This window comes from Kushneria konosiri, from assembly GCF_002155145.1.
GTDB classification, from domain to species: domain Bacteria; phylum Pseudomonadota; class Gammaproteobacteria; order Pseudomonadales; family Halomonadaceae; genus Kushneria; species Kushneria konosiri.
Genome location: NZ_CP021323.1, coordinates 19,168 through 38,936, shown reverse-complemented (window position 1 = coordinate 38,936; position 19,769 = coordinate 19,168). Strand labels below are relative to the sequence as shown.

Genomic DNA, 19,769 nt, shown 5'->3' with positions numbered 1-19,769 from the left:
TCGCTCATGCAAGAGCTACTGGCACAGCTCTGGTCGCTTCTGTCCATTCCGTTCTCTGATCCTCGCATTGCTGCCGCTGTGCCGGCATTTGCTCTTTCGTGGCTCATGGGTAACCGCAACACGGCGCTGGCATGTGCCGTCGTCGCGTTCTGCACGATCAAGTTGATCATCTGGGCAACTGGCGTGCCGTTTGATGGTGCGTACCAGCTACCCGTTGAAGGTGCATCTGGTGTGGGCGCTGGCATGGCGCTGATGGGCGTGCATGTCATGCAGGACAAGGTTCAGAGCCTGGACGTAAACACGGTCGCTCGGGCAATCGTCAACGCGATAAAGGGCAGGCCGCGCAAATGAAAAGACTGGTCAGGTGTTACCGCATCCCTTTGTGGGTCATGGTGCTGCTGCTTGTTGCATGCTCGGTGGCATTCGCAGGCTGGGCTGACGAGCGCAAAGAGCGTGAGTCCGAGGCAGTCAGTCATGGCGATGAGATCAAGCGTCTAGAAAGGAATGCTGACCGGCTGGCGAACATGGCGGCAGGTTCTCAGGCTGCCGTGGCCATTGTGATGCAGGGCAGACAGTACGAGGCGGCGAAGGCTGGCGAGATGGAAGCCAAGGGCCAAAGCCTGTCCAGTCAGCTTGAGAGTGCCAAGGGGCAGCAGCGCAGCTGGAAAGGCGCGGCATATGCCTGGCGTCATGAAGGCTGTCGGCTTGAGTCGATACTGCGTGACAACGGTTACCGGATAACGTCCCAGCAGCTGGCATGCCACAAGCTGGACAAGGAGTGATGATGAGCATCGTGACCAAGGCGATCGGGGCAATCATCGATCCATTGTTCGGTGTCATTGATCAGGTGGTCGAGGACAAGGACAAGGCCAACGAGATCAAGCGCGAGATGCAGGCAAGGCTGATCGATGCTCGAAGCAAGGAGCTTGATGCCCGCATGCAGGTCGTGCTGGCTGAGGCCGGTGGGGAGTCATGGTTGCAGCGCAACTGGCGCCCGATCCTGATGCTGGTCATCGTGGCAATTGTGGCGAATAACTATCTGGTGGCGCCGTATCTCGGCGCCATGTTTGGTGTGGGGCTGACACTGCCTCTGCCCCAGTCGCTGTGGGATCTCATGACACTGGGTGTCGGCGGGTACATTGCGGGCCAGACCGCTGAGCGCGGCCTAGCGACGTGGCAGCAAGGGCAAGTAGCGAAAGAGCAGGCCAAGACTGGCAGGCTTGCCAGTGAGATCGATGCGAGGGTTCAGTGATGCCCAGTAAAGTCCCGCGGCCCTGCCGCGCTGCTGGATGCGCTGGGAAGACGACCGAGCGTCACGGCTACTGCTCTGACCACGAGCATATGGCTGTGGGCTGGAATGAGCGCCGCAAAGGCAAGAGCGGACGCGGTGGCCGGCCATGGCGACGCAAGCGTGAAGCGGTGCTGCAGCGTGATCGTTACCTGTGCCAGACCTGCTGGCGCACTGGTCGCGCCACTCCAGCCACTGAGGTTGATCACATCAAGGCGCTGGCTGATGGAGGAACCGACAGCATGGCGAACATGGAAGCCATTTGCTCGGGCTGCCACAAGTCAAAGACGCAGGCGGAGTCGGTTCGCGCGAAACCCTAAAGATTCCTCGAAGATGCACCGAACAGGTGCGCGAAGCCGTCGGAGGGAGGGGGTGGGTAAAAAGCTCACACCTTTCGAGCCCGGACACCGCCACCTCAGTCAAATTTTTACACCCGCGAAATTGAAAAATCAGGTTGGCGCCGAGGAGGGCCATCATGACCCGAGGCCGCAAGCCGAAACCCAGCCACCTGAAAGCCGTCCAGGGCAACCCTGGCAAGCGCGCCGTGAATCAGGACGAGCCCCAAGCAGATTCATTGACCGAAACACCCGAGCCTCCTGAATGGCTGACCGAACTTGGTCAGGCCGCTTGGCTGAAACTGGCGCCTTGGCTGGTGGGCTCAAAGATCCTTACTGCCAGCGACCTTCACAACCTTGAAGCATTTTGCGCGGCGTACAGTCGTTGGCGCCTTTCCGAAATCGACATCGCCAAGAATGGTCTGACAGTCGAAACCCCTATGGGCGGAATTGCAAAAAACCCGGCCTGCACCGTGGCCAACGAGTCACTCAAGCAAATGAGTGTATTCGGCAGCGCGCTGGGGCTCGACCCATCAAGCCGCGCCCGGCTGGCAGTGCCTGGGGCAAAGGATGCCGCCAATCCATTTGCCGAACTGCTCAAAGGAGCGCAACGGAAATGATCACCTATGGCCAGTTATCCCAACGTCAACGCGGCGAACAAGTACGCCCGCGATGTGGTGGCTGGTCGCATTCCGGCCTGCAAGGAAGTCCGGCAGGCTTGCCAAAGGCATCTTGACGACCTGAAGGCGTCGAAAGCTCGAGCCTACAAATACCGGTTTGATCGTGACGCCGCGGAGCGCGTCTGTGTCTTCATCCAGCTATTGCCGCACACGAAGGGCAAGTGGGCCCGCACCCGCGAGCGCATCAAGCTGGAGCCGTGGCAGCTGTTCATTTTCTGCGTGCTGTTTGGCTGGCTTAAAAAGAAGACCGGCATGCGCCGGTTTACTGAAGCCTACGCCGAAGTGCCGAGAAAGAACGGCAAGTCAGTGATCGCCGCCGGCGTTGGCAACTACATGTTTGCCGCTGATGGCGAATACGGCGCCGAGGTCTACTGTGGTGCGACCACTGAAAAACAGGCATGGGAAGTATTCCGGCCTGCCAAGATCATGCTGCAGAAGACGCCCGAGCTGGTGTCCATGGCCGGCATCGAGATCATGGCGAAGAACATATCGATTGCCGAAGACGGCAGTCGCTTTGAGCCGGTTATCGGTGACCCGGGTGATGGTTCCTCGCCGTCGTGCGCGCTGGTTGATGAGTTCCACGAACACGATGCCCCCAACCTTTACGAAACTATGCTCACCGGCATGGGCTCACGCGAGCAGCCGATGATGTTCATCATCACGACTGCTGGCTTCAATCTGGCCGGGCCCTGCTATGACAAGCGCCGGCAAGCGCAGCAGATGCTGGAAGGCTCGGTCCCCAATGATGAACTGTTCGCCATCATCTTCACGATTGATGAAGGTGATGACTGGAAAGATCCGGCAGTGCTTCGCAAGGCGAATCCCAACTTTGGCGTATCAGTCGGCGATGAGTTTCTGATCAAGGCTCAGCAAGACGCCATCCGCTATCCATCGCGTCAAAACGGGTTCCTGACCAAACACCTTAATGTCTGGGTGTCGGCTCGCACCGCCTGGTTGAATATGGCGACGTGGCAGGCTGGCGGCGACCGATCACTGACTCTCGATCAGTTCGAAGGCAAAGAGTGCTGGATCGGTGTCGACCTTGCATCGAAGACAGACATTGCAGCGATCGCGCTGCTGTTCCGCGATGAAGTCGAATCGGAAAACGGCCGCAGCACGATCCGCTGGACATCGTTTGTTCGAAGCTATCTGCCGGAAGGCGCCATTGAAAGGGCCAGCACCAACCGGGCGGCCTATGAGTCTTGGGTCAATTCCGGTGACCTGATTACCACAGATGGTGAAGAGCTCGACTTCGACATCATTCGTGATGACCTGCTGGATCTATCCGGGCGGTTTCAGGTTCGAGAGATTGCCTATGACCCATGGCGTGCCACGCAGCTAGCTCACCAGCTCATGAAAGATGGTGCAGAAATCATTGAGTACCGCAACACGGTGCAGAACATGAGCCCGCCCATGCGCGAGATGGAGGCAGCCATCACTGGCGGCCGATGGAGGCACCCGTCTGATCCTGTGCTGACGTGGATGGCCTCCAACGTGGTAGCCAAGGAAGACGCAAAGGAAAACATCTACCCGCGCAAAGAGCGCAATGAAAACAAGATCGACGGCATAGTCGCGATCCTCATGGCACTTGGTCGTGCGGTGCATGCAGAAGGCAAACCCGTCGAAGACCTCGACGACTTCATTAACAACATGGTGATCGTTTAATGGGACTGCTTACAGCCACGCGCCAGTGGATCGGCAAAACGCTGCGCCTGACAGATGGCGGCTTTTGGCGGTCCTATTACGGCGGCGATTCAATTGCAGGAAAGAGCGTCACGGCCCAGACCATGCTGCAGCTGTCAGCGGTATGGTCATGTACACGGCTGTTATCGGAAACAGTAGCCACACTGCCACTGGGCCTCTACGAGCGTGACCAGCGCGGAGGGAAGTCTGCTGTATCGAACCATACCCTTTATGCGCTTTTGCACGATCAGCCGCACGCTGACCTGACCGCCGTCGAATACTGGGAGGTGGTCGTCTGTCATATCGCCATGTGGGGCAATCATTACTCAAGGGTCACGCGCAACGGGGCAGGCACCATCGTATCGCTTGAGCCGCTCTGGCCCGAGCATATGAATGATCCGGAGTACGATGAAGACGGCAACCTACTGTTTGTCTACAACGGTCCTGATGGCCGGGAAGAGCTCGGCGAAAGCGAGGTTTTCCACGTCAAAGGGTTTGGCGTGAATGGTCGGGTAGGGCTTTCGGTCATCGGTGTGGCGCGCAACTCGATCAGCGTGGCACTGGCCACGGAAGAGACCGCTGGCAAGATGTTCGCCAACGGCATGCAAAGTTCGGGTTTCGTTCAGGCTGACAAGACCCTCAATGCAGAACAGCGCAAGGTATTCCGTGAAAACCTTCAGGAGTTCACCGGTTCGAATAACGCCGGCAAAACCCTGCTTCTGGAGGGCGGCTTCAAGTACGAGCCGCTGACTATGAAGCCTGAAGACGCGCAGATGCTTCAGACGCGCGCCTTCAACATCGAAGAGATCTGTCGCTGGTTCCGCGTGCCCCCCTGGATGATTGGCCATACCGAGAAAAGCACGACATGGGGCACCGGGCTGGAGCAGCAAAACATCGCGTTCCTGACCTACTCGCTCCGGCCCTATCTGTCACGCATCGAGCAGGCGGTCAAGCGTCAGCTACTCACGCCGGCAGAGCGCAAGCGCTACTTCGCCGAGTTCAATCTTGAAGGACTGCTCAGGGCTGACAGCGCCGGCCGCGCCGCACTCTACAGTCAGATGGCCCAGAACGGCATCAATACCCGAAACGAAATCAGGGCGCGTGAAAACCTGCCGCCTCAGCCGGGCGGCGACACGCTGACCGTCCAGTCCAACATGATCAATCTTTCCGCGCTGGGTCAGAACACTGACGACCAGCAGGCAAAGGCTGCGCTGCGTGCGTGGCTGAGAGAAGAGGAGCCGCCGCGTGAATCGTAAAAAAGCATCGCTCAAGGTTCGAGACTTCGAGCTCAATATCAAAGCCGTTGACGACAACGGCTTTTTTAGTGGCTACGGAAGCGTATTCGGCAATGCCGACAGCTACGGCGAAGTGGTCATGCCCGGCGCATTCAGCAAGTCGCTCGAGCGGATCAACGCCAATGGCCGCAAGGTGCCCGTGCTGTGGCAGCACCGGCAGGGCGAGCCTATCGGTGTCTACACGAAGCTGGAAGAGGACGATCGCGGCCTTTACGTCGAAGGCCGTCTGCTCAAGGACTCCGTGCGCCAGGCCGGTGAGGCTCACGCCTTGATGCAGGCCGAGGCTGTCTCCGGCTTGTCGATCGGCTACTACGTGATGGATGACACCTTTGATGAGGTCGACCGGGTGCGCCGGCTCAAAGAGCTGGACCTGATGGAGATCTCACTGGTCACGTTCCCGGCCAACGATGAGGCACGCATCGAGGCCGTCAAGTTCGCCATCGCGCATGGTGACCTGCCATCCCTTCCTGACTTTGAGCGGCTCCTGCGTGAGGCAGGCTTCTCGAAGTCGCAGTCTGCGGTGATCGCCAACCGTGGCCTGTCCCATCTGCTCCGGAGTGAGTCCGCGGGCGAGGCGAAGCAATCCAATCCCGAAGACCTCAAGGCGCTGGAGAACGCGCTGGCTGGCTTCTCACTCCCGAAATTTTAAGGAAATACGCACATGGGTATGCACCAAAAATTCCCGCACGGTCTCTCCATGAGCCGCAAGAGCGGTGGCGGCAATAACGGCGACGACAACAACCAGGACAATCTGGAGATGAAGGGGCTGATCGATGCGCTCAACCAGCGTGATCAGGAGATCAAGACCTTCTGCGAAAATGCCCAGAAGGAAATCAAGGAAACCGGCAAGATCGCCGACGACACCAAGGGTGCGCTTGAGCTGCTGGCCAAGTCCGGCAGCGAGATGCAGGAGCGCCTGACTGCGCTTGAGCAGAAGGGCGCGCGCCGCGGCAAGCCGGAAGCCAAGACCAAGACCTGGGGGCATTCGGTTGTCGAGACCGACTCCTTCAAGTCCATGGCAGAAGGCCGTGTCGGTCGTACCGGCCGCATCGACGTGAAGGCCATTACCAGCGCTCCGGACTCTGCTGCCGATATGGTGGTTACCGAACGCCTGCCCGGTATCGTTGCCCAGCCTGATCGTGTTGCGACGATCCGTGACCTGATCATGCCGGGGCGTACTACCTCCAACGCCATCGAGTATGTGCGCGAAATCGGCTTCACCAACAATGCTGCGCCGCAGGTCGAAGGTGAGCTCAAGGCTCAGTCCGACATGTCGTTCGAGCTGGCCACGGCCAATGTTCGCACCATCGCGCACTGGATTCCGGCGACCAAGCAGATTCTGGATGATGCCCCGCAGCTGGCCAGCTACATCGATGGTCGCCTGCGTTACGGCCTGACCTACGTCGAGGAAGAGCAGCTGCTGCTCGGCGATGGTACCGGTCAAAACATACTTGGTCTGATCCCTCAGGCCACGAGCTACAACACTGGTCTCAACAAGGCTGGCGATACGCGTATCGATGCTATTCGTCACGCTATCCTGCAGGTGCGCCTGGCCGAATATCGCGCCAGCGGAATTGTGCTGCACCCGACTGACTGGGAGCGTATCGAGCTGACCAAGACGGACGATAACGCTTACGTCTTCGCCAATCCGACAGCTCAGACCCAGCCTCGCCTGTGGGGCCTGCCGGTGGTTGAAACCACCGCCATGCCTGAAGGGCAGATGATGGTAGGGGCCTTCAACATGGCCGCGCAGATCTTCGACCGTGAAACCACCACCGTCGAAGTGTCCACCGAGGACCGCGACAACTTCGTGCGCAACATGGTCACGGTGCGCGCTGAAGAGCGGCTGGCGATGTGCGTCTATCGCCCCGAGTCATTCGTGGTCGGTGCCTTCCCCGACACTACTGCTGGCGCCTAATCGGCGGCATCCGGGCATCACATAACCATGGAGCAGGGCGCGGAGACGCGCCTTGATCGCTGATGGATCTGACAGCACTGAAAACCTTCAACGGCAAGGAAGGTCTGGTAAGGGCCGGCCAGCGCATGAAGGATGTTGAAACCGATCGCGCCAAGGATCTGATCCGTCTGGGCCTGGCCTCACAGTACGAGGTCAAACCGGTCGAACCGGAAACCAAGGGAGCTGGCGGCAAAGCGACAACTGTCGAGGATCTGCGCGCCGAGGCACAAGCACTGGGCATCGAGGATGCCGCCAAGATGAAAAAGCCTGAACTTGAAAAGGCCATCAAGGCGAAGCAGTCCGAACGGGCACAGCGCGATGAGCAGCTGAAGCTGGCGGAATCACTCGAAATCGAAAACGCCGCCGAGCTTGAGCCCGAGGCACTGGCTGCGGCTATCGAAGAAAAGCAGAAGGCCGCCGAATAACACCGGCATGCAACGCCATCAGAGCCGCCCACCATGGCGGCTCTCCTATTTCCGGGAGCCGCAATGCTCGACCTTGAAACCATCAAACAGCACGTGCGGCTGGAGCCCGACTTCGATGATGACAACTTCCTGCTGGATACCTATTCAGGTGCCGCGAAGCGTCACGTCGAGCACTACACCGATCGCAAGCTCTACGCCACTACCAGCGAGCAGGGCTATCTGGAAGACGAAACCGCACTGCTGCTGGATGACGAAATTACAGTCGCAATGCTTCTGCTGATCGGGCACTGGTATGAAAACCGCGAGGCAGTAGTCATCGGGACCATTACTGCTCAGGTCCCCATGGCGGTAGAAATGCTGCTGTGGCCACACCGGAGGCTGGGCGTCTGATGGCCTGCCCGGGGTGTGAGCGCCGCCGAGCCTGGCTCAATAAATGGAGGGGTATTGCCCGTGACCGCATCAAGCGAACGTTTCCAGAAAATGATTCTGAACGCCATTCGGGAACAGACCGCAGCAGTTCAGGAGCAGACAGCGGCGATCAACCGGATGGCAGAGATCAACCTGCAGATGGTTGAAGCGCTGGCGGATGAAGGCACTGGCGATGACACTCCGCCGGCTCGTTATCTGGATGGCACGCCACGACATAACGGCGGTTATCAGCCTGATCCACCATCCATGCGATCTCTATCTGAAAAGCCACCGCCCCGAGAGCTGTGAGGTAAATCATGCGCGCCGGCACACTGCGTCACCGCATCACTATTCAGCGCCGATCGGCTGAGCAGGATCCCAACACTGGCGCGATGATCGAGGGCTGGGCCGATCTGGTCACCGTCTGGGCCAACGTCGAACCGCTCAGCGTGCGTGAGTTCATCGCCTCCCGGGGCGAGCAGGCCGAAATAACCGCGCGCATCACCATCCGGTACCGCACCGGGCTTGATCCGAAAATGCGGATACTGCACCGCGGCCTGATCTACAACATCGAGGGTGTGCTGCCTGATCCGCGCACCGGACGGCAGTACCTGACCATGCCGGTGTCTGGAGGCGTCAACGATGGCTGACTCCATCAGCTTTGAAATCGAGGGCGTCAACTCGCTGAACGCCAAGCTCGAGGGCGTCACTCGGGACATCAAGTACAAGGGCGGCCGCTTCGCACTGCGCAAGGCGGCCCAGCTGGTGGCCGAGCAAGCAAGGGAAAATGCATCGCGCCTGGATGACCCTGAGACGGGTCGAAAGATCGCCGATAACGTCGCCGTGCGCTGGAGTGGCAAAACGTTTAAGCAGACCGGTGACCTGCATTTCAGAGTTGGTGTTCTCGGTGGCGGCAAGCTGCGAAAGGGGAACCCCGATACCGGTGTCGGCGGAGAAACGCCACACTGGCGCCTGCTGGAGCTGGGCACCGAGAAGATGCCAGCGGTTCCGTTCCTACGGCCTGCACTGGCCGAAAACCTTCAGCCGGCCACGAACGAGTTCGTCGAGCAGTATTCAAAGGCGATTGACCGCGCGCTGAAGCGGGCCAGAAAGCAGAACGGAGGCGGCTGATGTACCCACCGATATTCAGAGCCGTCGCCAGTGCACCTGCTGCCACTGCCGTACTGGGTGCCTCCCCGGTGCGCTTCTATCCGTTCGGCGAAGCGCCGCAGGATGTCGCGCATCCTTACGCCGTCTGGCGTGTGATCAGCGGATCGCCGGAGAACTATCTGGCCGGTCGTCCTGACATCGATGGCTTCGGCCTACAGGTCGACGTTTACGGCCCCGATGCCAATAGCGTTGTTGATGCGGCCCGGGCGGTACGCGATGCCGTCGAGCTTCGAGCGCACGTCACGCGCTGGGGCGGGCAGGACAGAGACCCCGACACCCGCAATTACCACATCAGTTTTGATGTCGACTGGCTGACGCCACGCTGACTTTCCCAGAAGACCCCGCTGCGGCGGGTTTTTTTACGCCCCAAGAACGCCCCGCCGGGGCATAGGAGAACACCATGGCTGTATTGGCCCAGGGTACCAACGTTTATTTTCTCGATCCCGAAACCGGTCAGGTCGTCACGGTCGAGTGCGCCACATCGTTCAACCCGGCGGGTGCCCCGGCGGATCAGATCGAGACCACCTGTCTTGAGGATCAGGACCGCACCTATAAGCGCGGCCTGCGAACTCCCGGGCAGGCATCGCTGGGCGTCAACGCTGACCCGCAGTATGCGAGCCACATTCGTCTGCACGAGCTGTCAGAAAGCCGCACGATCGAAGATGTGAAGTGGGCAGTCGGTTGGTCTGACGGTACCGAAGCGCCGACCGTCAATGCCGAAGGCACTGACTTCGAACTGCCCAGCACGCGAACGTGGTTCGTGTTCGAGGGCTATGTCTCGGACTTCCCGTTCGACTTTCAGAGCAACTCGGTCGTGGCCACCGCCGCAACCATCCAGCGTTCTGGCGGGTCTGCATGGATCCCGAAGGCAACCGCAGCAGCTGACGCGGGTAGCGGCGCATGAAACTGACTCTCGACAATCTCAAGGAGATGGGCGCCTTCAGTGGCGCCCTGGTAGAGCGCGACATTGAGTGGAAGCAGGGCGATGAAACGCACACGGCCACCGTGCACGTTCGCCCGCTGTCGTATCACACCGCGATGTCTGACATCAGTTCGCTGCGCGCTGGCGGCGATGCCGGTGCTGCCCGAATTGCATACTGCATCTGTGATGAAGACGGCAAGCCGATCTTTGAAGCCGGAGACATCACAGGTGAGGCGGACCCGGAGCGCGGCCCGCTCAATCATGGCCTGACGATGGAGCTGTTGCGTGTCATCGGCGATGTGTCCGGCCTGGGAAAGCGCCAGACGCCGAAGAGCTGACCGTCACGGACGAGATATGGCACGAGCTGGTCATGTGCGGTATCGGCGGCCGCACGATAGAAGAGGCCCAGCGCAACATCAGCTACCCGGAGTTTCTGAGCTGGGTGGCCTATCGGCAGAAGCGCGGCACGCTGCATACCGGCATGCGCATAGAGCGCGCCTCGGCGCTGCTGGCCGCGCTCTACACCAACGCGCATAAAAAGAAGGATGCGGAGCCCGTGAAGCTGTACGACTTCATGCCGCATGAATCAGAACCGGCAATATCGCTGGAGCAGGCCATGGATGCCTGGCGTTAACGGAGACAGTCAATGGCGAGCCTCGGACAATTAACGCTGGATCTGGTGGCTCGCATTGGCGGCTTTACCGGCCCGCTGGATCAGGCGCAGCGGCATACCAAGGTAAAGATGACGGCCATCGCCAGCAGCGTGAAGGCCGCCACGGCTTCCATCGTCGGCGCAGGCACTGCGGTTGCCGGTGCCGGCGCCGCCATTGTTGCGTTCACCAATCATGCTGCTGAAAGCGCCAAAACGCTGACCAATCAGGCCGCATTGGCGAACACCTCGGTCGAGGAGTTTCAGCGGCTGGCGTATGCGTCGAATACGGTAGGCGTCGAGCAGGACAAGTTGGCAGATATTTTGAAGGACACCAACGACCGCGTTGGTGACTTCCTCAATACTGGCGGCGGGGAAATGGCCGACTTCTTCGAGAAGATCGCCCCGCGCATCGGCGTGACCGCTGAGCAGTTCCGTAATCTTTCAGGGCCCCAGGCCCTGCAGAAGTTTTATGACGGCTTGCAGGCAGCAAATCTGTCACAGGCCGAGATGACGTTTTATATGGAGTCGGTGGCCGACGAGGCCACGGCTTTGATACCGCTGCTTCGAGATGGCGGCGCCGGTTTCGCTGAGATGGCCGCCGAGGCGGACAGTCTGGGCATCGTGCTGTCTGAAATGGACATCGCCCGGCTGAATGAATTCCGCGATCAGTTCAACCGGCTAACATCAATCTTCAGCTCGATGAGCAACCTGCTGGCCGCCGAGCTGGCACCGTATTTGAGCGTGCTGGCGGATTACATTGTTGATGCTTCCAATGGCGCCGATGGTCTGCGCGAAGCACTGCCCGGTGCGCTGCACAACGCAGTAGCTGCGCTGGGCCCGCTGCTGGATGGCTTCTACGAATTCCAGAAGGTTGATGCCCAGTTTCAGGTGGCCATGGCTTCCATGGATCTGGCCGTGGCCGAGTTTGCGCAGTCCGGCTATGAGTCGATGGATTACTTCATCCAGACGGCCATCAACGGCATCAACAACATCATCCGCGGTATCAATGCTATACCGGGTGTCGATGACGTAGAGCTGCTGGGAAGTTTCAGAGAGTCGGAATTCTTCGCCGGCATTCAGAAACAAGCAGCCGATGCTCGCGTGGAGCTGGATGAGCTCCAGCAAAATCTTGATGACATCTCCAGTCGCGAGCCGCCGAGCACGATCGTTCAGAGATACTTGGGCAGAGTGCAGGACAAGATGGACGAGGGTGTCGATCTGCCTGTCCGCATCGCCACCGGTACCGGGTCAGGCCCGATCGATCATGATGCTGCTGAAGCCGCGCAAAAAGCGGCTGATGCCATCCAATCGCAACTTGATGCGCTCGACCTGCAGGCTCAGACGGTCGGCATGACCGCCGATGAAACCCAGCTCTACAAGCTGGCGCTGGAAGGCGCCACCGATGCGCAGCTGGCACAGGCCCGTGCCGCACTGGAAACCGTCTCGGCATTCAAGCAGCAGGAGCAGGCAACTCAGGATTACCAGCAGCTGCTGGGCGCTCTGCAAACTGACGAAGAAAAGCGCACGGCACAGCTGCGGGAGAGGCTGGCGGTGCTGGATGCGATGACGCTTTCGCAGCAGGAATATGCCGACGTGGCGTCCCGTATTGCCGGCGCTGCCTTTTCTGATGCGCCTGAATATCAGGGGCTGGATGCCACCGTAGGCGGCCCGCTGGGCGAGCTTGATAAAGTTGATGACGCCCAGGAAAAGCTGGAAGAGTGGTACTCGACCCAGCTTGAAATGCTGGACGAGTTCCGCTCCGAACGTGCTGACCTCAACGCACAGTGGGATGACCAGGAGCGCGCACTAAAGGAAGAGCACGAAGCCAAGCTCGAAGACATTGAGCGGGCCCGGCAGGTGGCGCGCATGGCCGCCGGCGAAGAGTTCTTCGGCAACATGTCTGACATCACCAAGACGTTTTTCGGTGAGCAGTCCGCCGAGTACCGCGCCGCGTTTGCGCTCGAGAAAGCCTATGCGCTGGCCAAGGTCATCATGAATGCGCCGAAGACTGCATCAGATGCCTACGCCGCCATGGCGGGCATCCCGTTCGTTGGTCCGGCGCTTGGTGTTGCGGCGGCCGGCGCCGCTCTGGCGTACCAGACCGCGCAGATCTCTTCGGTGCAATCTGCCAGCCTTAGCGGCATGGCGCACGATGGTATCGACTCAATCCCGGAAACCGGCTCATGGTTTCTCCAGAAGGGAGAGCGAGTTACCACCTCAGAAACCAGTGCGAAGCTGGATAAAACGCTGGATGACGTGCAACGCAATCAGGCCGGCGGCGGCAGCGGTGTCACGATCAACATGATCGAGGACAGCAGCCGGGCAGGTGAGAGGCGCCAGCGCACCGGTGCTGATGGATCAACCGAGGTGGATGTGTTCGTGGCGGACATCATGGGCGATGGTCCGCGGTCGAAGGCCATCAAAACGAAGTTTGGACTCAAGGCCCAGGGGGCATAATGGCACTTGCAGAATATCCCGCCACGCTGCCCCTGCCGCTGCAGGAGGGGTATGGCTTCAAGCACACATCACCCCTGATGCGCACCGATATGGATTCCGGGCGCGCCCGGCAGCGCCAGCGCTTCACTTCAACGCCGTCCATGGTCACAGTGTCATGGTTGATGACCGAGCCGGAAGCCGCGTTATTTGAAGGCTGGTACCGGTTCGGTCTCACCGATGGCGCTGACTGGGGAATGCTGCCGATCAGGACGCCGCAAGGCATCAAGCAGTATCGCGCACGTTTCACCGACATCTACGATGGCCCGACGCTGACCGGTGGCAAATATTGGCGCTACTCGGCGGATCTGGAAGTGTTCGAGCGTCCGACGCTGACCGAAACCGAGACGATCGAGATCATCGCCGGCGGCGACTTTATCACCGCTGTCGAGCGTCTCGAGGACGTGTCCCGCCTCTATTACACCCGCTACTGGGAACAGGGGGCCACCGATGGCCAGTAATCTGCTCAGCGTGGTGTATGCCTCGGCGCCGTCCGGCCAGGTACTGCTGCCGACACTGGACTTTTACAGCGACGGTTTCGACGAACGCATCCGAGTGGTTCAGGGCTTTGAAGACGTGACCGTCACCCTGCCGGATGGTGAGCGGGCTACGTTCGAGGCCTGCGGCATCGAGATCGCGCTGCCGAAACATGACAGCAGCGGGCAGCAGGCCATCCAGTTTGGCCTGGTCAACGTTATGGGCGAGGTGTCACGCATCATCGACCAGACCCACAAGGCCGGCTACCCGGTGCGGATGACGTACCGCCTTTATCTCTCGACCAATCTGGAAGAGCCAGCCGAGCTGCCTATGCATATGATCGTCAAGGACGTGGCCATGCAGGGCGGCATGGCAAAAATAACGGCCAGCTATAACGACATGATTGGCACCGCCTGGCCGCGTGAGCGTTATACCTCGCAATTCTCTCCCGGTCTCATCTACCTGTAGGCGCTCCCCATGCTCAATGACTACCTGACCTCGGTCTATCGTGACTGCGGGCGCGGCGAGCTCGTGCGCGGTCGCCCGGCCCACGATTGCTGGTCACTGGTGCGCGAGGTGCGCCACCGGCTTTACGGGCTGCCGCTGCTGCCATCCTTCGGCGGCATTCATGCGATGGACAAGGAGTCACTGACCGCTGCGCACGATCAGCAGCGGGAGCTGATGCAGGAATGCGCGCCATTCCCGGGTGCCATCGCCGCAGTGTATCGCGGTCGGCTCTGCCTGCATGTCGCTGTCGTTGTCGAGATCGAGGGTGATCTGGCCGTGCTCGAGACGCGACCGGGCGGGCCGCGCTGGATGCGCATCCCTGAATTTGAACGTCAATACACCCGGGTGAGGTACTACCGTGATCGAGATCTACCCATCGAGCCTGGAAGGGCGCCCGGCTGAAACGCACTATGCCGATGACGTGACGCTTGAGCAGTGGTTGCTGGCGGAGGTGCACGGTTACGAAGAAGGCCGAGATCGGTTTCTGGCTGCCGGTCAACAACCGCCCATCAGCATCACGTTGAATGGATGTCTGATTCCGCCGATGGCCTGGGAGCACACGCGCATTACCGGTGACGACTGCGTGAAGATCGTGATCGAGCCCAAGGGCGGTGCGTTTGAGGCCATCGGTTCGATCATCTCCGGCGTCATCAACAGCGTGTTCAAGCTGTTCGTGAATACGCCCAGCATCGGCGGCAACGACTACAACTCACCGGGCAAGGGGCAGGAGCTCTACGGCGCCAACGCCAAGGGCAACAAGCCCAAGCTGGGCGCGGTGCTGCCGGAAATCGCCGGCCGCATGCGCCGGTACCCGGATTACCTGAATCCACCGCGTCGCTGGTTTGAATCAAAGCGCGAGCAGCGCACAGAAATGCTGTTGTGTTTCGGCAAGGGCCAGCACCTGATCGACCCCGAGGATCTCTATGTGGGTGACACGCCCATCATTTCGCTGGGATCGGGTGGCGAATACCAGATATTCGGCCCGGGTGAATTCATCGATCATCCCGCGCGGATCCATTGGCATGACGCGCCGGAGGTTGGCGGCACGTCTACCGGTACCGCTGGTGTCGAGCTGGCCACCACTTACTCGGTAAGCCGAAACCCTTCGGCCAGTGCCTACGTGCTGAGCGGGTCTTTGGTGACCATTCCGAACGATGCCGGTTCGTTTCCGGATGGCTGGCAGTCCGGCATGATTGCCATCATTCGCGTTCCGCAGGATGTCATCGTGATCGACGGTGGCGATGCCGCTGACATCATCGAGGGCGACTTCACCGCACTGGACCCGTATGAGGGTATGCCGGTCGAGCTGGCGGGCGATAATGCCGGCACCTATGTGGTTGCCAGCTACTCGCACGAAGACGGTCAGCCCGGGCGTATCACGCTCAACAACACCAAAGGACAGCCGGCCCGCTATCTGGCCAACGGTTCGAAACGCAGTGCCTTTGGTTTTCCTGGTTTCAAGTACTCGATCGTGTCGGCATCCAGCCAGCAGATCACCGTGTCACGTCTCAACGATGCCGGCGAATCTGACCAGGACTGGCCGGGCTTTGATGCACAGACCAGCCGTGACACGACAGTGGTACTGGATGCATCGACAGTAGAGGGCGACTGGGCTGGCGCATTCGTGGCCAGCCCCTACGGCGCCAAGACCAATGCCATCGAGTGGGATGTCATGTTCCCCGGCGGGCTGGCGGAGATTGATGATGATGGCGACCTGCGCGAATACTCGGTGCAGGTCGAGATCCAGTGGCGTGACATCGCCGACCGTGGGGCATGGACGTCCATCAAGCGCACCTTCAGGGATACGACTCTCGATCAGCTGGGATTTACCCAGCGCATCAATCTGCCCTATGCCATGCGGCCCGAAGTGCGAATGCGCCGCATCGGTGAGAAAAGTACCGATACACAGATACAGGATGACGTGCAGTGGTACGGCCTACGCTCTCGAATTGAATCGCCCGATCGATATGAAGGCGTTACCACGATTGCCATCACGCTCAAGGGCGGCCAGAAGCTCGCAAGCCAGTCCGAGAATCTGATCTCTGCCATCGGCACACGAGTTCTGCCTGTACGCCGTAACGGCGTCTGGCAGGCCGCTGAGCCCACCCGTGACATTGCACCGTTCGTGGCCTACATCCTGAAGTCACGCGGATACACGGACCCCGAGATCGACCTTGATGCGCTGGACCGGCTCGACGTGTTGTGGCGCCAACGCGGTGACACGCTGGACTGCACCATCGAGGACGAGACCACGGTGAAAGAAGCCCTCAAGCTAGCGCTGACGCCAGGCTATGCCGACTTCACCATCCAGCATGGGCAGGTGCTGCCAGTGCGCGATGGCCCGCGTGAGGTCTGGGACCATCAATACAGCCCGCAGAACATGACCGGCCCGCTGACTCGCCAGTATTCGGCGCCGAGTGATGACGACCATGATTCGGTCGAGGTCGAGTTCACATCGGCCATCACATGGCAGAAAACCACGGTGATGTGCGCGTTGCCGGGATCCGAAAAGCGCAAGACCAAAAAGCTCAAGGTCGAGGGAATAACGGATGAAACCCGGGCATGGCGACTGGGTATGCGAGAGCTGATGCGCATCAAATATCAGCGCTTCCAGTACAGCTGGGAGACCGAGATGGACGCGCTTAACAGTCGCTACCTGTCCTACTGCCCGGTATCCGATGATGTGCCCGGCTACAGCCAGAGCGCACTGGTGCTGGATTGGTCGCGTGAGGACGATGGGCGTATGCGCCTGATGCTTACCGAGCCTTTACGTTGGCAGGAAGGTGAGGCCCATGTGGTCTCCCTGCGCCGGTCTGATGGCACCACGGCCGGGCCACTAAAGGCAGAACAGACCGATGATCCTCACATGCTGCTATGCGCGAATCCAAAGTTCGATCCAGTCACCATAGAGGATCAGATGGAGCCGACCATCGTGCAGTTCGGCACGCTCGAGACGTGGTCATTCCCGGTGCTGGTGATGAGCGCCAGCCCTTCGGGTATGGATAGCGTCAAGGTGGACGGCGTGAACTACGCGCCGGAGGTCTACGCCTATGACGACGCCGAGCCGCCGGCCACCGCCTGATCCCTTCGCACGATGAACATCACGACCGCCTACGGGCGGTTTTTTTACGGCAGGAGAAAATATGGCTACGAATACCGGCAACATCACGACGTATACGAACCGGCTGGGCGAGCAGGTCAGGTTCTGGGATGAGGTGATACTGGGCGGGCCTGAGATGGACGCCACGCTTGACGGCAAGAGCCGGCCGTCATTGGCAAAGCTGGTCGCCAGCTACATGCCCAATTTTGCACTGCATGACGATCTGGCGGCAGGGCTGTCGGCCACGGGCGAGGGCGCCTTCTTCTCGGTGCTGTCCGAGATCGAGCAGGAGTTCGTCATCCTGTATCAGGTCGTCAACGGCCAGGCCGAAGAAGTCAAACGCTATCCCTCGATCAAGCTATTTGAAGCCGCGCTGGCGGCGCGCGATCGGGCGGAGCGGGCAGCGCTGGCCACCGAGCAGGACGCCTATCAGGCGGGCCTCTCAGCTGGGCGTTCAGAGGCTTTTGCAAAAGAGTCGCGCATCACTTCTGAAGCCTCCGGCAATGTGCTCTTTTTTGACACTCGCGCCGACGCCTTGGCAGCGAACTTGGAAGAAGGGCAAGTCGTCGAAATCTTCCGTGACGAAGAGCACTACGGCCGCAATACCCGCAATCGTCAGGAGGGCGACACGCTCGTCTACAAACAGCGAGGCGCCTTGTATTCCGACCAGCCTGGCATCTTTCACAGCAAGACCATATCCGAAGCGCCAATTTGGCCCCGAAATAGCAATGGCCTTCTGATTGGGCCGGTTATTTACATAGAGGAGGGCGTGGTCGCTGAAGTGCCTGAAGGCACGATCATCACTGTTACCGCTGGAACGGAGTTCAATACCAATGGCTGAAGCAAACGCAAAATATGGTGCGGTCGGCATCGACGAGATTCTCAATAGTTCCGGCACGAGAGTTCTTGTCGAGGAAATCCCACAGGCGGTACAGGATGCTTCCGATTATGCGAAAAGACGCGATGATCTTCTTACCAAGAAAGAGGCGGCCAGCATTTCTGACCAGTCAAAAGCAAAGTTCTATGTCAATCAGGCCGAGCTTAACGAAGGTATGTATGACCACTTCGGCATCATGGACAAGACGCTCGCGGGGGCCCCATATCTAATTTATCGGCGCGGTACTACACACGCGACTGATGCAGGTAAAGCCGTTTTTCGGACACTGAAAAAAGACGGAACTTGGACAGATGCAGGAGTGGTGTTGGCTGATAGCGATCTTGACTACAGAGATCCTGCAGGGGGCACTCTACCCAGCGGCAGAATCATTCTTGGCAGCCTCGTCCGAAATGTCAGCGACTCCGGATACAATAGAGTTGTAATTCTGTCATCTGATGATGACGGCGGCACGTGGGTCGAGCGACAGCGTATTCCCCTGGATGGCTTTGAGTACAAGTTCATCTGGGGCAAGTTGGTGATGTTTGAGGGCAGAGCCGCAATCACCGCTTATTGCAAAGACCTCTCCGGTAACTATCAGCTAAAACTGATCGTATCGGATGATAACGGCGATTCTTGGCAAGAGGGGCCGGTCATCTACAGCGGCTCGAATTATTACAACGAGACCACTGTGCAGTATCTGGGCGGCGGGCAAGCTGTTGCCATTTCGCGCGTGGCTGGAGGGTCTGGCGGGAACCTCAGGGTATGGCGCTCCACCAACTCTGGCGTTACATGGTCGGATTCTGGATACCTCTCCAGCCCGGATGGTGATTCGACACACACGCTGGTGTCGCCTTCCAGCTCGTATGTGGTTAATGCCCAAGGCGAACCTGTCATCTTGCTTTTCTACGGAGACCGCACCGACGGCTATGTCATGATGCGACATATTGGCTTGCGCGATCTGATCTCTGGAAAGGCGTGGTCATTAAGAAAGCAGATCATTAAGCTGCAGGTCAGGCTTGGCTACCAAACTCAGGTGGTTTACGGCAACCGCGTACTTATGAATGCGTTTACCGAGCCGTCATCCTCTCTCGCATACCCTGTTCTAACAGAGGTTCGCATCCCAGACATTGGGCATCTTACTGGTGGATGGGTCGATTTCACCCCGTCCAATGGATGGACAATAAACACGGATGGAGCTTTCCAGAAAACCCCGGGATACCGTATCAATGGGGATCTGGTAGAGCTTCGCGGTGTGGTTAAAGGTGGTCCTGTAGGTTCTTCGGCCTCTCAGGCCGTAACTGTTCTGCCTGAGGGGTTTCGGCCGCTGGTGCGGACAATGTTTTCTACATGGTGTCAAGGCGGCGCTGCCCGAGTTGACGTTCATGCGGGCGGCGCTGTCTCAGTTATTGTTGCATCAGACGTGGCGTACGTGTCTCTCGACAACATCAGATTTTCAAAAACCTGATGGCAATGCAGCCTTGAGCTTGATCAGGGCTGCAT

The 19,769-nt window shown here is 59.4% G+C and carries 25 protein-coding genes; all 25 read left to right on the top strand.

Annotated elements, in window-relative coordinates; all coding sequences use genetic code 11:
- Positions 1-6 precede the first annotated feature (6 nt).
- Positions 7-351, top strand: a complete 345-nt coding sequence (locus B9G99_RS00200) for a hypothetical protein (RefSeq protein ID WP_086620223.1) — start codon at positions 7-9, stop codon at positions 349-351.
- A 173-nt stretch (positions 352-524) separates the two neighbouring features.
- The gene (locus B9G99_RS16805) at positions 525-782 is read left to right on the top strand and encodes a hypothetical protein (RefSeq protein WP_158521403.1); all 258 of its coding nucleotides are present in this window, start codon (positions 525-527) and stop codon (positions 780-782) included.
- A gap of 2 nt (positions 783-784) precedes the next feature.
- Complete coding sequence (locus B9G99_RS00190) at positions 785-1,252, top strand: 3TM-type holin (RefSeq protein WP_158521402.1); 468 nt, start codon at positions 785-787, stop codon at positions 1,250-1,252.
- Positions 1,252-1,608 carry an HNH endonuclease gene (locus B9G99_RS00185; protein ID WP_086620220.1) on the top strand — a complete coding sequence of 119 codons (357 nt, stop codon included), beginning with the start codon at positions 1,252-1,254 and terminating at the stop codon, positions 1,606-1,608. The genes B9G99_RS00190 and B9G99_RS00185 overlap by 1 nt, the downstream gene beginning before the upstream one ends.
- A gap of 155 nt (positions 1,609-1,763) precedes the next feature.
- Positions 1,764-2,243, top strand: a complete 480-nt coding sequence (locus tag B9G99_RS00180; protein WP_086620219.1) for a phage terminase small subunit P27 family — start codon at positions 1,764-1,766, stop codon at positions 2,241-2,243.
- Between the two features lie 6 nt (positions 2,244-2,249).
- A complete protein-coding gene (locus B9G99_RS00175) occupies positions 2,250-3,968 on the top strand; it encodes a terminase large subunit (RefSeq protein ID WP_086620218.1) in 1,719 nt (572 codons plus the stop codon).
- Positions 3,968-5,242 carry a phage portal protein gene (locus B9G99_RS00170; protein ID WP_086620217.1) on the top strand — a complete coding sequence of 425 codons (1,275 nt, stop codon included), beginning with the start codon at positions 3,968-3,970 and terminating at the stop codon, positions 5,240-5,242. Before B9G99_RS00175 ends, B9G99_RS00170 begins: the two co-directional genes overlap by 1 nt.
- Positions 5,232-5,930 carry an HK97 family phage prohead protease gene (locus B9G99_RS00165; protein WP_086620216.1) on the top strand — a complete coding sequence of 233 codons (699 nt, stop codon included), beginning with the start codon at positions 5,232-5,234 and terminating at the stop codon, positions 5,928-5,930. The genes B9G99_RS00170 and B9G99_RS00165 overlap by 11 nt, the downstream gene beginning before the upstream one ends.
- Positions 5,931-5,942: 12 nt before the next feature.
- A complete protein-coding gene (locus B9G99_RS00160) occupies positions 5,943-7,199 on the top strand; it encodes a phage major capsid protein (RefSeq protein WP_227875855.1) in 1,257 nt (418 codons plus the stop codon).
- A gap of 62 nt (positions 7,200-7,261) precedes the next feature.
- A complete protein-coding gene (locus B9G99_RS00155; RefSeq protein ID WP_086620215.1) occupies positions 7,262-7,663 on the top strand; it encodes a Rho termination factor N-terminal domain-containing protein in 402 nt (133 codons plus the stop codon).
- 63 nt (positions 7,664-7,726) lie between these two features.
- Positions 7,727-8,053, top strand: coding sequence for a head-tail connector protein (locus B9G99_RS00150; RefSeq protein ID WP_086620214.1), 327 nt, complete (start codon positions 7,727-7,729; stop codon positions 8,051-8,053).
- Between the two features lie 60 nt (positions 8,054-8,113).
- Positions 8,114-8,380, top strand: a complete 267-nt coding sequence (locus B9G99_RS00145) for a hypothetical protein (RefSeq protein ID WP_148663889.1) — start codon at positions 8,114-8,116, stop codon at positions 8,378-8,380.
- 8 nt (positions 8,381-8,388) lie between these two features.
- Positions 8,389-8,721 carry a phage head closure protein gene (locus B9G99_RS00140; protein WP_086620212.1) on the top strand — a complete coding sequence of 111 codons (333 nt, stop codon included), beginning with the start codon at positions 8,389-8,391 and terminating at the stop codon, positions 8,719-8,721.
- Positions 8,714-9,202, top strand: a complete 489-nt coding sequence (locus B9G99_RS00135; RefSeq protein WP_086620211.1) for an HK97-gp10 family putative phage morphogenesis protein — start codon at positions 8,714-8,716, stop codon at positions 9,200-9,202. Before B9G99_RS00140 ends, B9G99_RS00135 begins: the two co-directional genes overlap by 8 nt.
- Entirely contained in the window at positions 9,202-9,567 is a 366-nt protein-coding gene (gene gp17, locus B9G99_RS00130) for a tail completion protein gp17 (RefSeq protein ID WP_086620210.1), read from the top strand. Before B9G99_RS00135 ends, gp17 begins: the two co-directional genes overlap by 1 nt.
- Positions 9,568-9,641: 74 nt before the next feature.
- Positions 9,642-10,145 carry a phage tail tube protein gene (locus B9G99_RS00125; protein WP_086620209.1) on the top strand — a complete coding sequence of 168 codons (504 nt, stop codon included), beginning with the start codon at positions 9,642-9,644 and terminating at the stop codon, positions 10,143-10,145.
- On the top strand, positions 10,142-10,501 hold the full coding sequence (locus tag B9G99_RS00120) for a phage tail assembly chaperone family protein, TAC (protein ID WP_086620208.1): 360 nt from the start codon (positions 10,142-10,144) through the stop codon (positions 10,499-10,501). Before B9G99_RS00125 ends, B9G99_RS00120 begins: the two co-directional genes overlap by 4 nt.
- Before the next feature lie 32 nt (positions 10,502-10,533).
- The gene (locus B9G99_RS00115) at positions 10,534-10,797 is read left to right on the top strand and encodes a phage tail assembly protein T (RefSeq protein WP_086620207.1); all 264 of its coding nucleotides are present in this window, start codon (positions 10,534-10,536) and stop codon (positions 10,795-10,797) included.
- A 12-nt stretch (positions 10,798-10,809) separates the two neighbouring features.
- Complete coding sequence (locus tag B9G99_RS00110) at positions 10,810-13,272, top strand: hypothetical protein (protein WP_086620206.1); 2,463 nt, start codon at positions 10,810-10,812, stop codon at positions 13,270-13,272.
- Positions 13,272-13,769 (top strand): hypothetical protein, encoded by a 498-nt coding sequence (locus B9G99_RS00105; RefSeq protein WP_086620205.1) that lies wholly within the window; start codon positions 13,272-13,274, stop codon positions 13,767-13,769. The genes B9G99_RS00110 and B9G99_RS00105 overlap by 1 nt, the downstream gene beginning before the upstream one ends.
- Positions 13,759-14,253 carry a DUF1833 family protein gene (locus tag B9G99_RS00100; protein ID WP_086620204.1) on the top strand — a complete coding sequence of 165 codons (495 nt, stop codon included), beginning with the start codon at positions 13,759-13,761 and terminating at the stop codon, positions 14,251-14,253. Before B9G99_RS00105 ends, B9G99_RS00100 begins: the two co-directional genes overlap by 11 nt.
- A gap of 9 nt (positions 14,254-14,262) precedes the next feature.
- Positions 14,263-14,694 (top strand): hypothetical protein, encoded by a 432-nt coding sequence (locus tag B9G99_RS00095; protein ID WP_086620203.1) that lies wholly within the window; start codon positions 14,263-14,265, stop codon positions 14,692-14,694.
- On the top strand, positions 14,651-17,374 hold the full coding sequence (locus tag B9G99_RS00090; protein ID WP_086620202.1) for a host specificity factor TipJ family phage tail protein: 2,724 nt from the start codon (positions 14,651-14,653) through the stop codon (positions 17,372-17,374). The genes B9G99_RS00095 and B9G99_RS00090 overlap by 44 nt, the downstream gene beginning before the upstream one ends.
- A gap of 61 nt (positions 17,375-17,435) precedes the next feature.
- Positions 17,436-18,233: a hypothetical protein gene (locus B9G99_RS00085; RefSeq protein WP_086620201.1), complete on the top strand. Its 798-nt coding sequence runs from the start codon at positions 17,436-17,438 to the stop codon at positions 18,231-18,233.
- On the top strand, positions 18,226-19,734 hold the full coding sequence (locus tag B9G99_RS00080; protein WP_086620200.1) for a sialidase family protein: 1,509 nt from the start codon (positions 18,226-18,228) through the stop codon (positions 19,732-19,734). The genes B9G99_RS00085 and B9G99_RS00080 overlap by 8 nt, the downstream gene beginning before the upstream one ends.
- The last annotated feature ends 35 nt before the right edge of the window (positions 19,735-19,769 follow it).

What these genes read in the sequence shown, in the direction of transcription:
- B9G99_RS00155 (WP_086620215.1), top strand. Translation starts at nt 7,262, where the DNA reads ATGGATCTGACAGCACTGAAAACCTTCAACGGCAAGGAAGGTCTGGTA.
- B9G99_RS00105 (WP_086620205.1), top strand. Translation starts at nt 13,272, where the DNA reads ATGGCACTTGCAGAATATCCCGCCACGCTGCCCCTGCCGCTGCAGGAG.
- B9G99_RS00115 (WP_086620207.1), top strand. Translation starts at nt 10,534, where the DNA reads ATGTGCGGTATCGGCGGCCGCACGATAGAAGAGGCCCAGCGCAACATC.
- B9G99_RS00170 (WP_086620217.1), top strand. Translation starts at nt 3,968, where the DNA reads ATGGGACTGCTTACAGCCACGCGCCAGTGGATCGGCAAAACGCTGCGC.
- B9G99_RS00190 (WP_158521402.1), top strand. Translation starts at nt 785, where the DNA reads ATGAGCATCGTGACCAAGGCGATCGGGGCAATCATCGATCCATTGTTC.
- B9G99_RS00185 (WP_086620220.1), top strand. Translation starts at nt 1,252, where the DNA reads ATGCCCAGTAAAGTCCCGCGGCCCTGCCGCGCTGCTGGATGCGCTGGG.
- B9G99_RS00160 (WP_227875855.1), top strand. Translation starts at nt 5,943, where the DNA reads ATGGGTATGCACCAAAAATTCCCGCACGGTCTCTCCATGAGCCGCAAG.
- B9G99_RS00135 (WP_086620211.1), top strand. Translation starts at nt 8,714, where the DNA reads ATGGCTGACTCCATCAGCTTTGAAATCGAGGGCGTCAACTCGCTGAAC.
- B9G99_RS00100 (WP_086620204.1), top strand. Translation starts at nt 13,759, where the DNA reads ATGGCCAGTAATCTGCTCAGCGTGGTGTATGCCTCGGCGCCGTCCGGC.
- B9G99_RS00095 (WP_086620203.1), top strand. Translation starts at nt 14,263, where the DNA reads ATGCTCAATGACTACCTGACCTCGGTCTATCGTGACTGCGGGCGCGGC.
- B9G99_RS00150 (WP_086620214.1), top strand. Translation starts at nt 7,727, where the DNA reads ATGCTCGACCTTGAAACCATCAAACAGCACGTGCGGCTGGAGCCCGAC.
- B9G99_RS16805 (WP_158521403.1), top strand. Translation starts at nt 525, where the DNA reads ATGGCGGCAGGTTCTCAGGCTGCCGTGGCCATTGTGATGCAGGGCAGA.
- B9G99_RS00085 (WP_086620201.1), top strand. Translation starts at nt 17,436, where the DNA reads ATGGCTACGAATACCGGCAACATCACGACGTATACGAACCGGCTGGGC.
- B9G99_RS00080 (WP_086620200.1), top strand. Translation starts at nt 18,226, where the DNA reads ATGGCTGAAGCAAACGCAAAATATGGTGCGGTCGGCATCGACGAGATT.
- B9G99_RS00175 (WP_086620218.1), top strand. Translation starts at nt 2,250, where the DNA reads ATGGCCAGTTATCCCAACGTCAACGCGGCGAACAAGTACGCCCGCGAT.
- B9G99_RS00125 (WP_086620209.1), top strand. Translation starts at nt 9,642, where the DNA reads ATGGCTGTATTGGCCCAGGGTACCAACGTTTATTTTCTCGATCCCGAA.
- B9G99_RS00110 (WP_086620206.1), top strand. Translation starts at nt 10,810, where the DNA reads ATGGCGAGCCTCGGACAATTAACGCTGGATCTGGTGGCTCGCATTGGC.
- B9G99_RS00180 (WP_086620219.1), top strand. Translation starts at nt 1,764, where the DNA reads ATGACCCGAGGCCGCAAGCCGAAACCCAGCCACCTGAAAGCCGTCCAG.
- B9G99_RS00140 (WP_086620212.1), top strand. Translation starts at nt 8,389, where the DNA reads ATGCGCGCCGGCACACTGCGTCACCGCATCACTATTCAGCGCCGATCG.
- B9G99_RS00120 (WP_086620208.1), top strand. Translation starts at nt 10,142, where the DNA reads ATGAAACTGACTCTCGACAATCTCAAGGAGATGGGCGCCTTCAGTGGC.
- gp17 (WP_086620210.1), top strand. Translation starts at nt 9,202, where the DNA reads ATGTACCCACCGATATTCAGAGCCGTCGCCAGTGCACCTGCTGCCACT.
- B9G99_RS00200 (WP_086620223.1), top strand. Translation starts at nt 7, where the DNA reads ATGCAAGAGCTACTGGCACAGCTCTGGTCGCTTCTGTCCATTCCGTTC.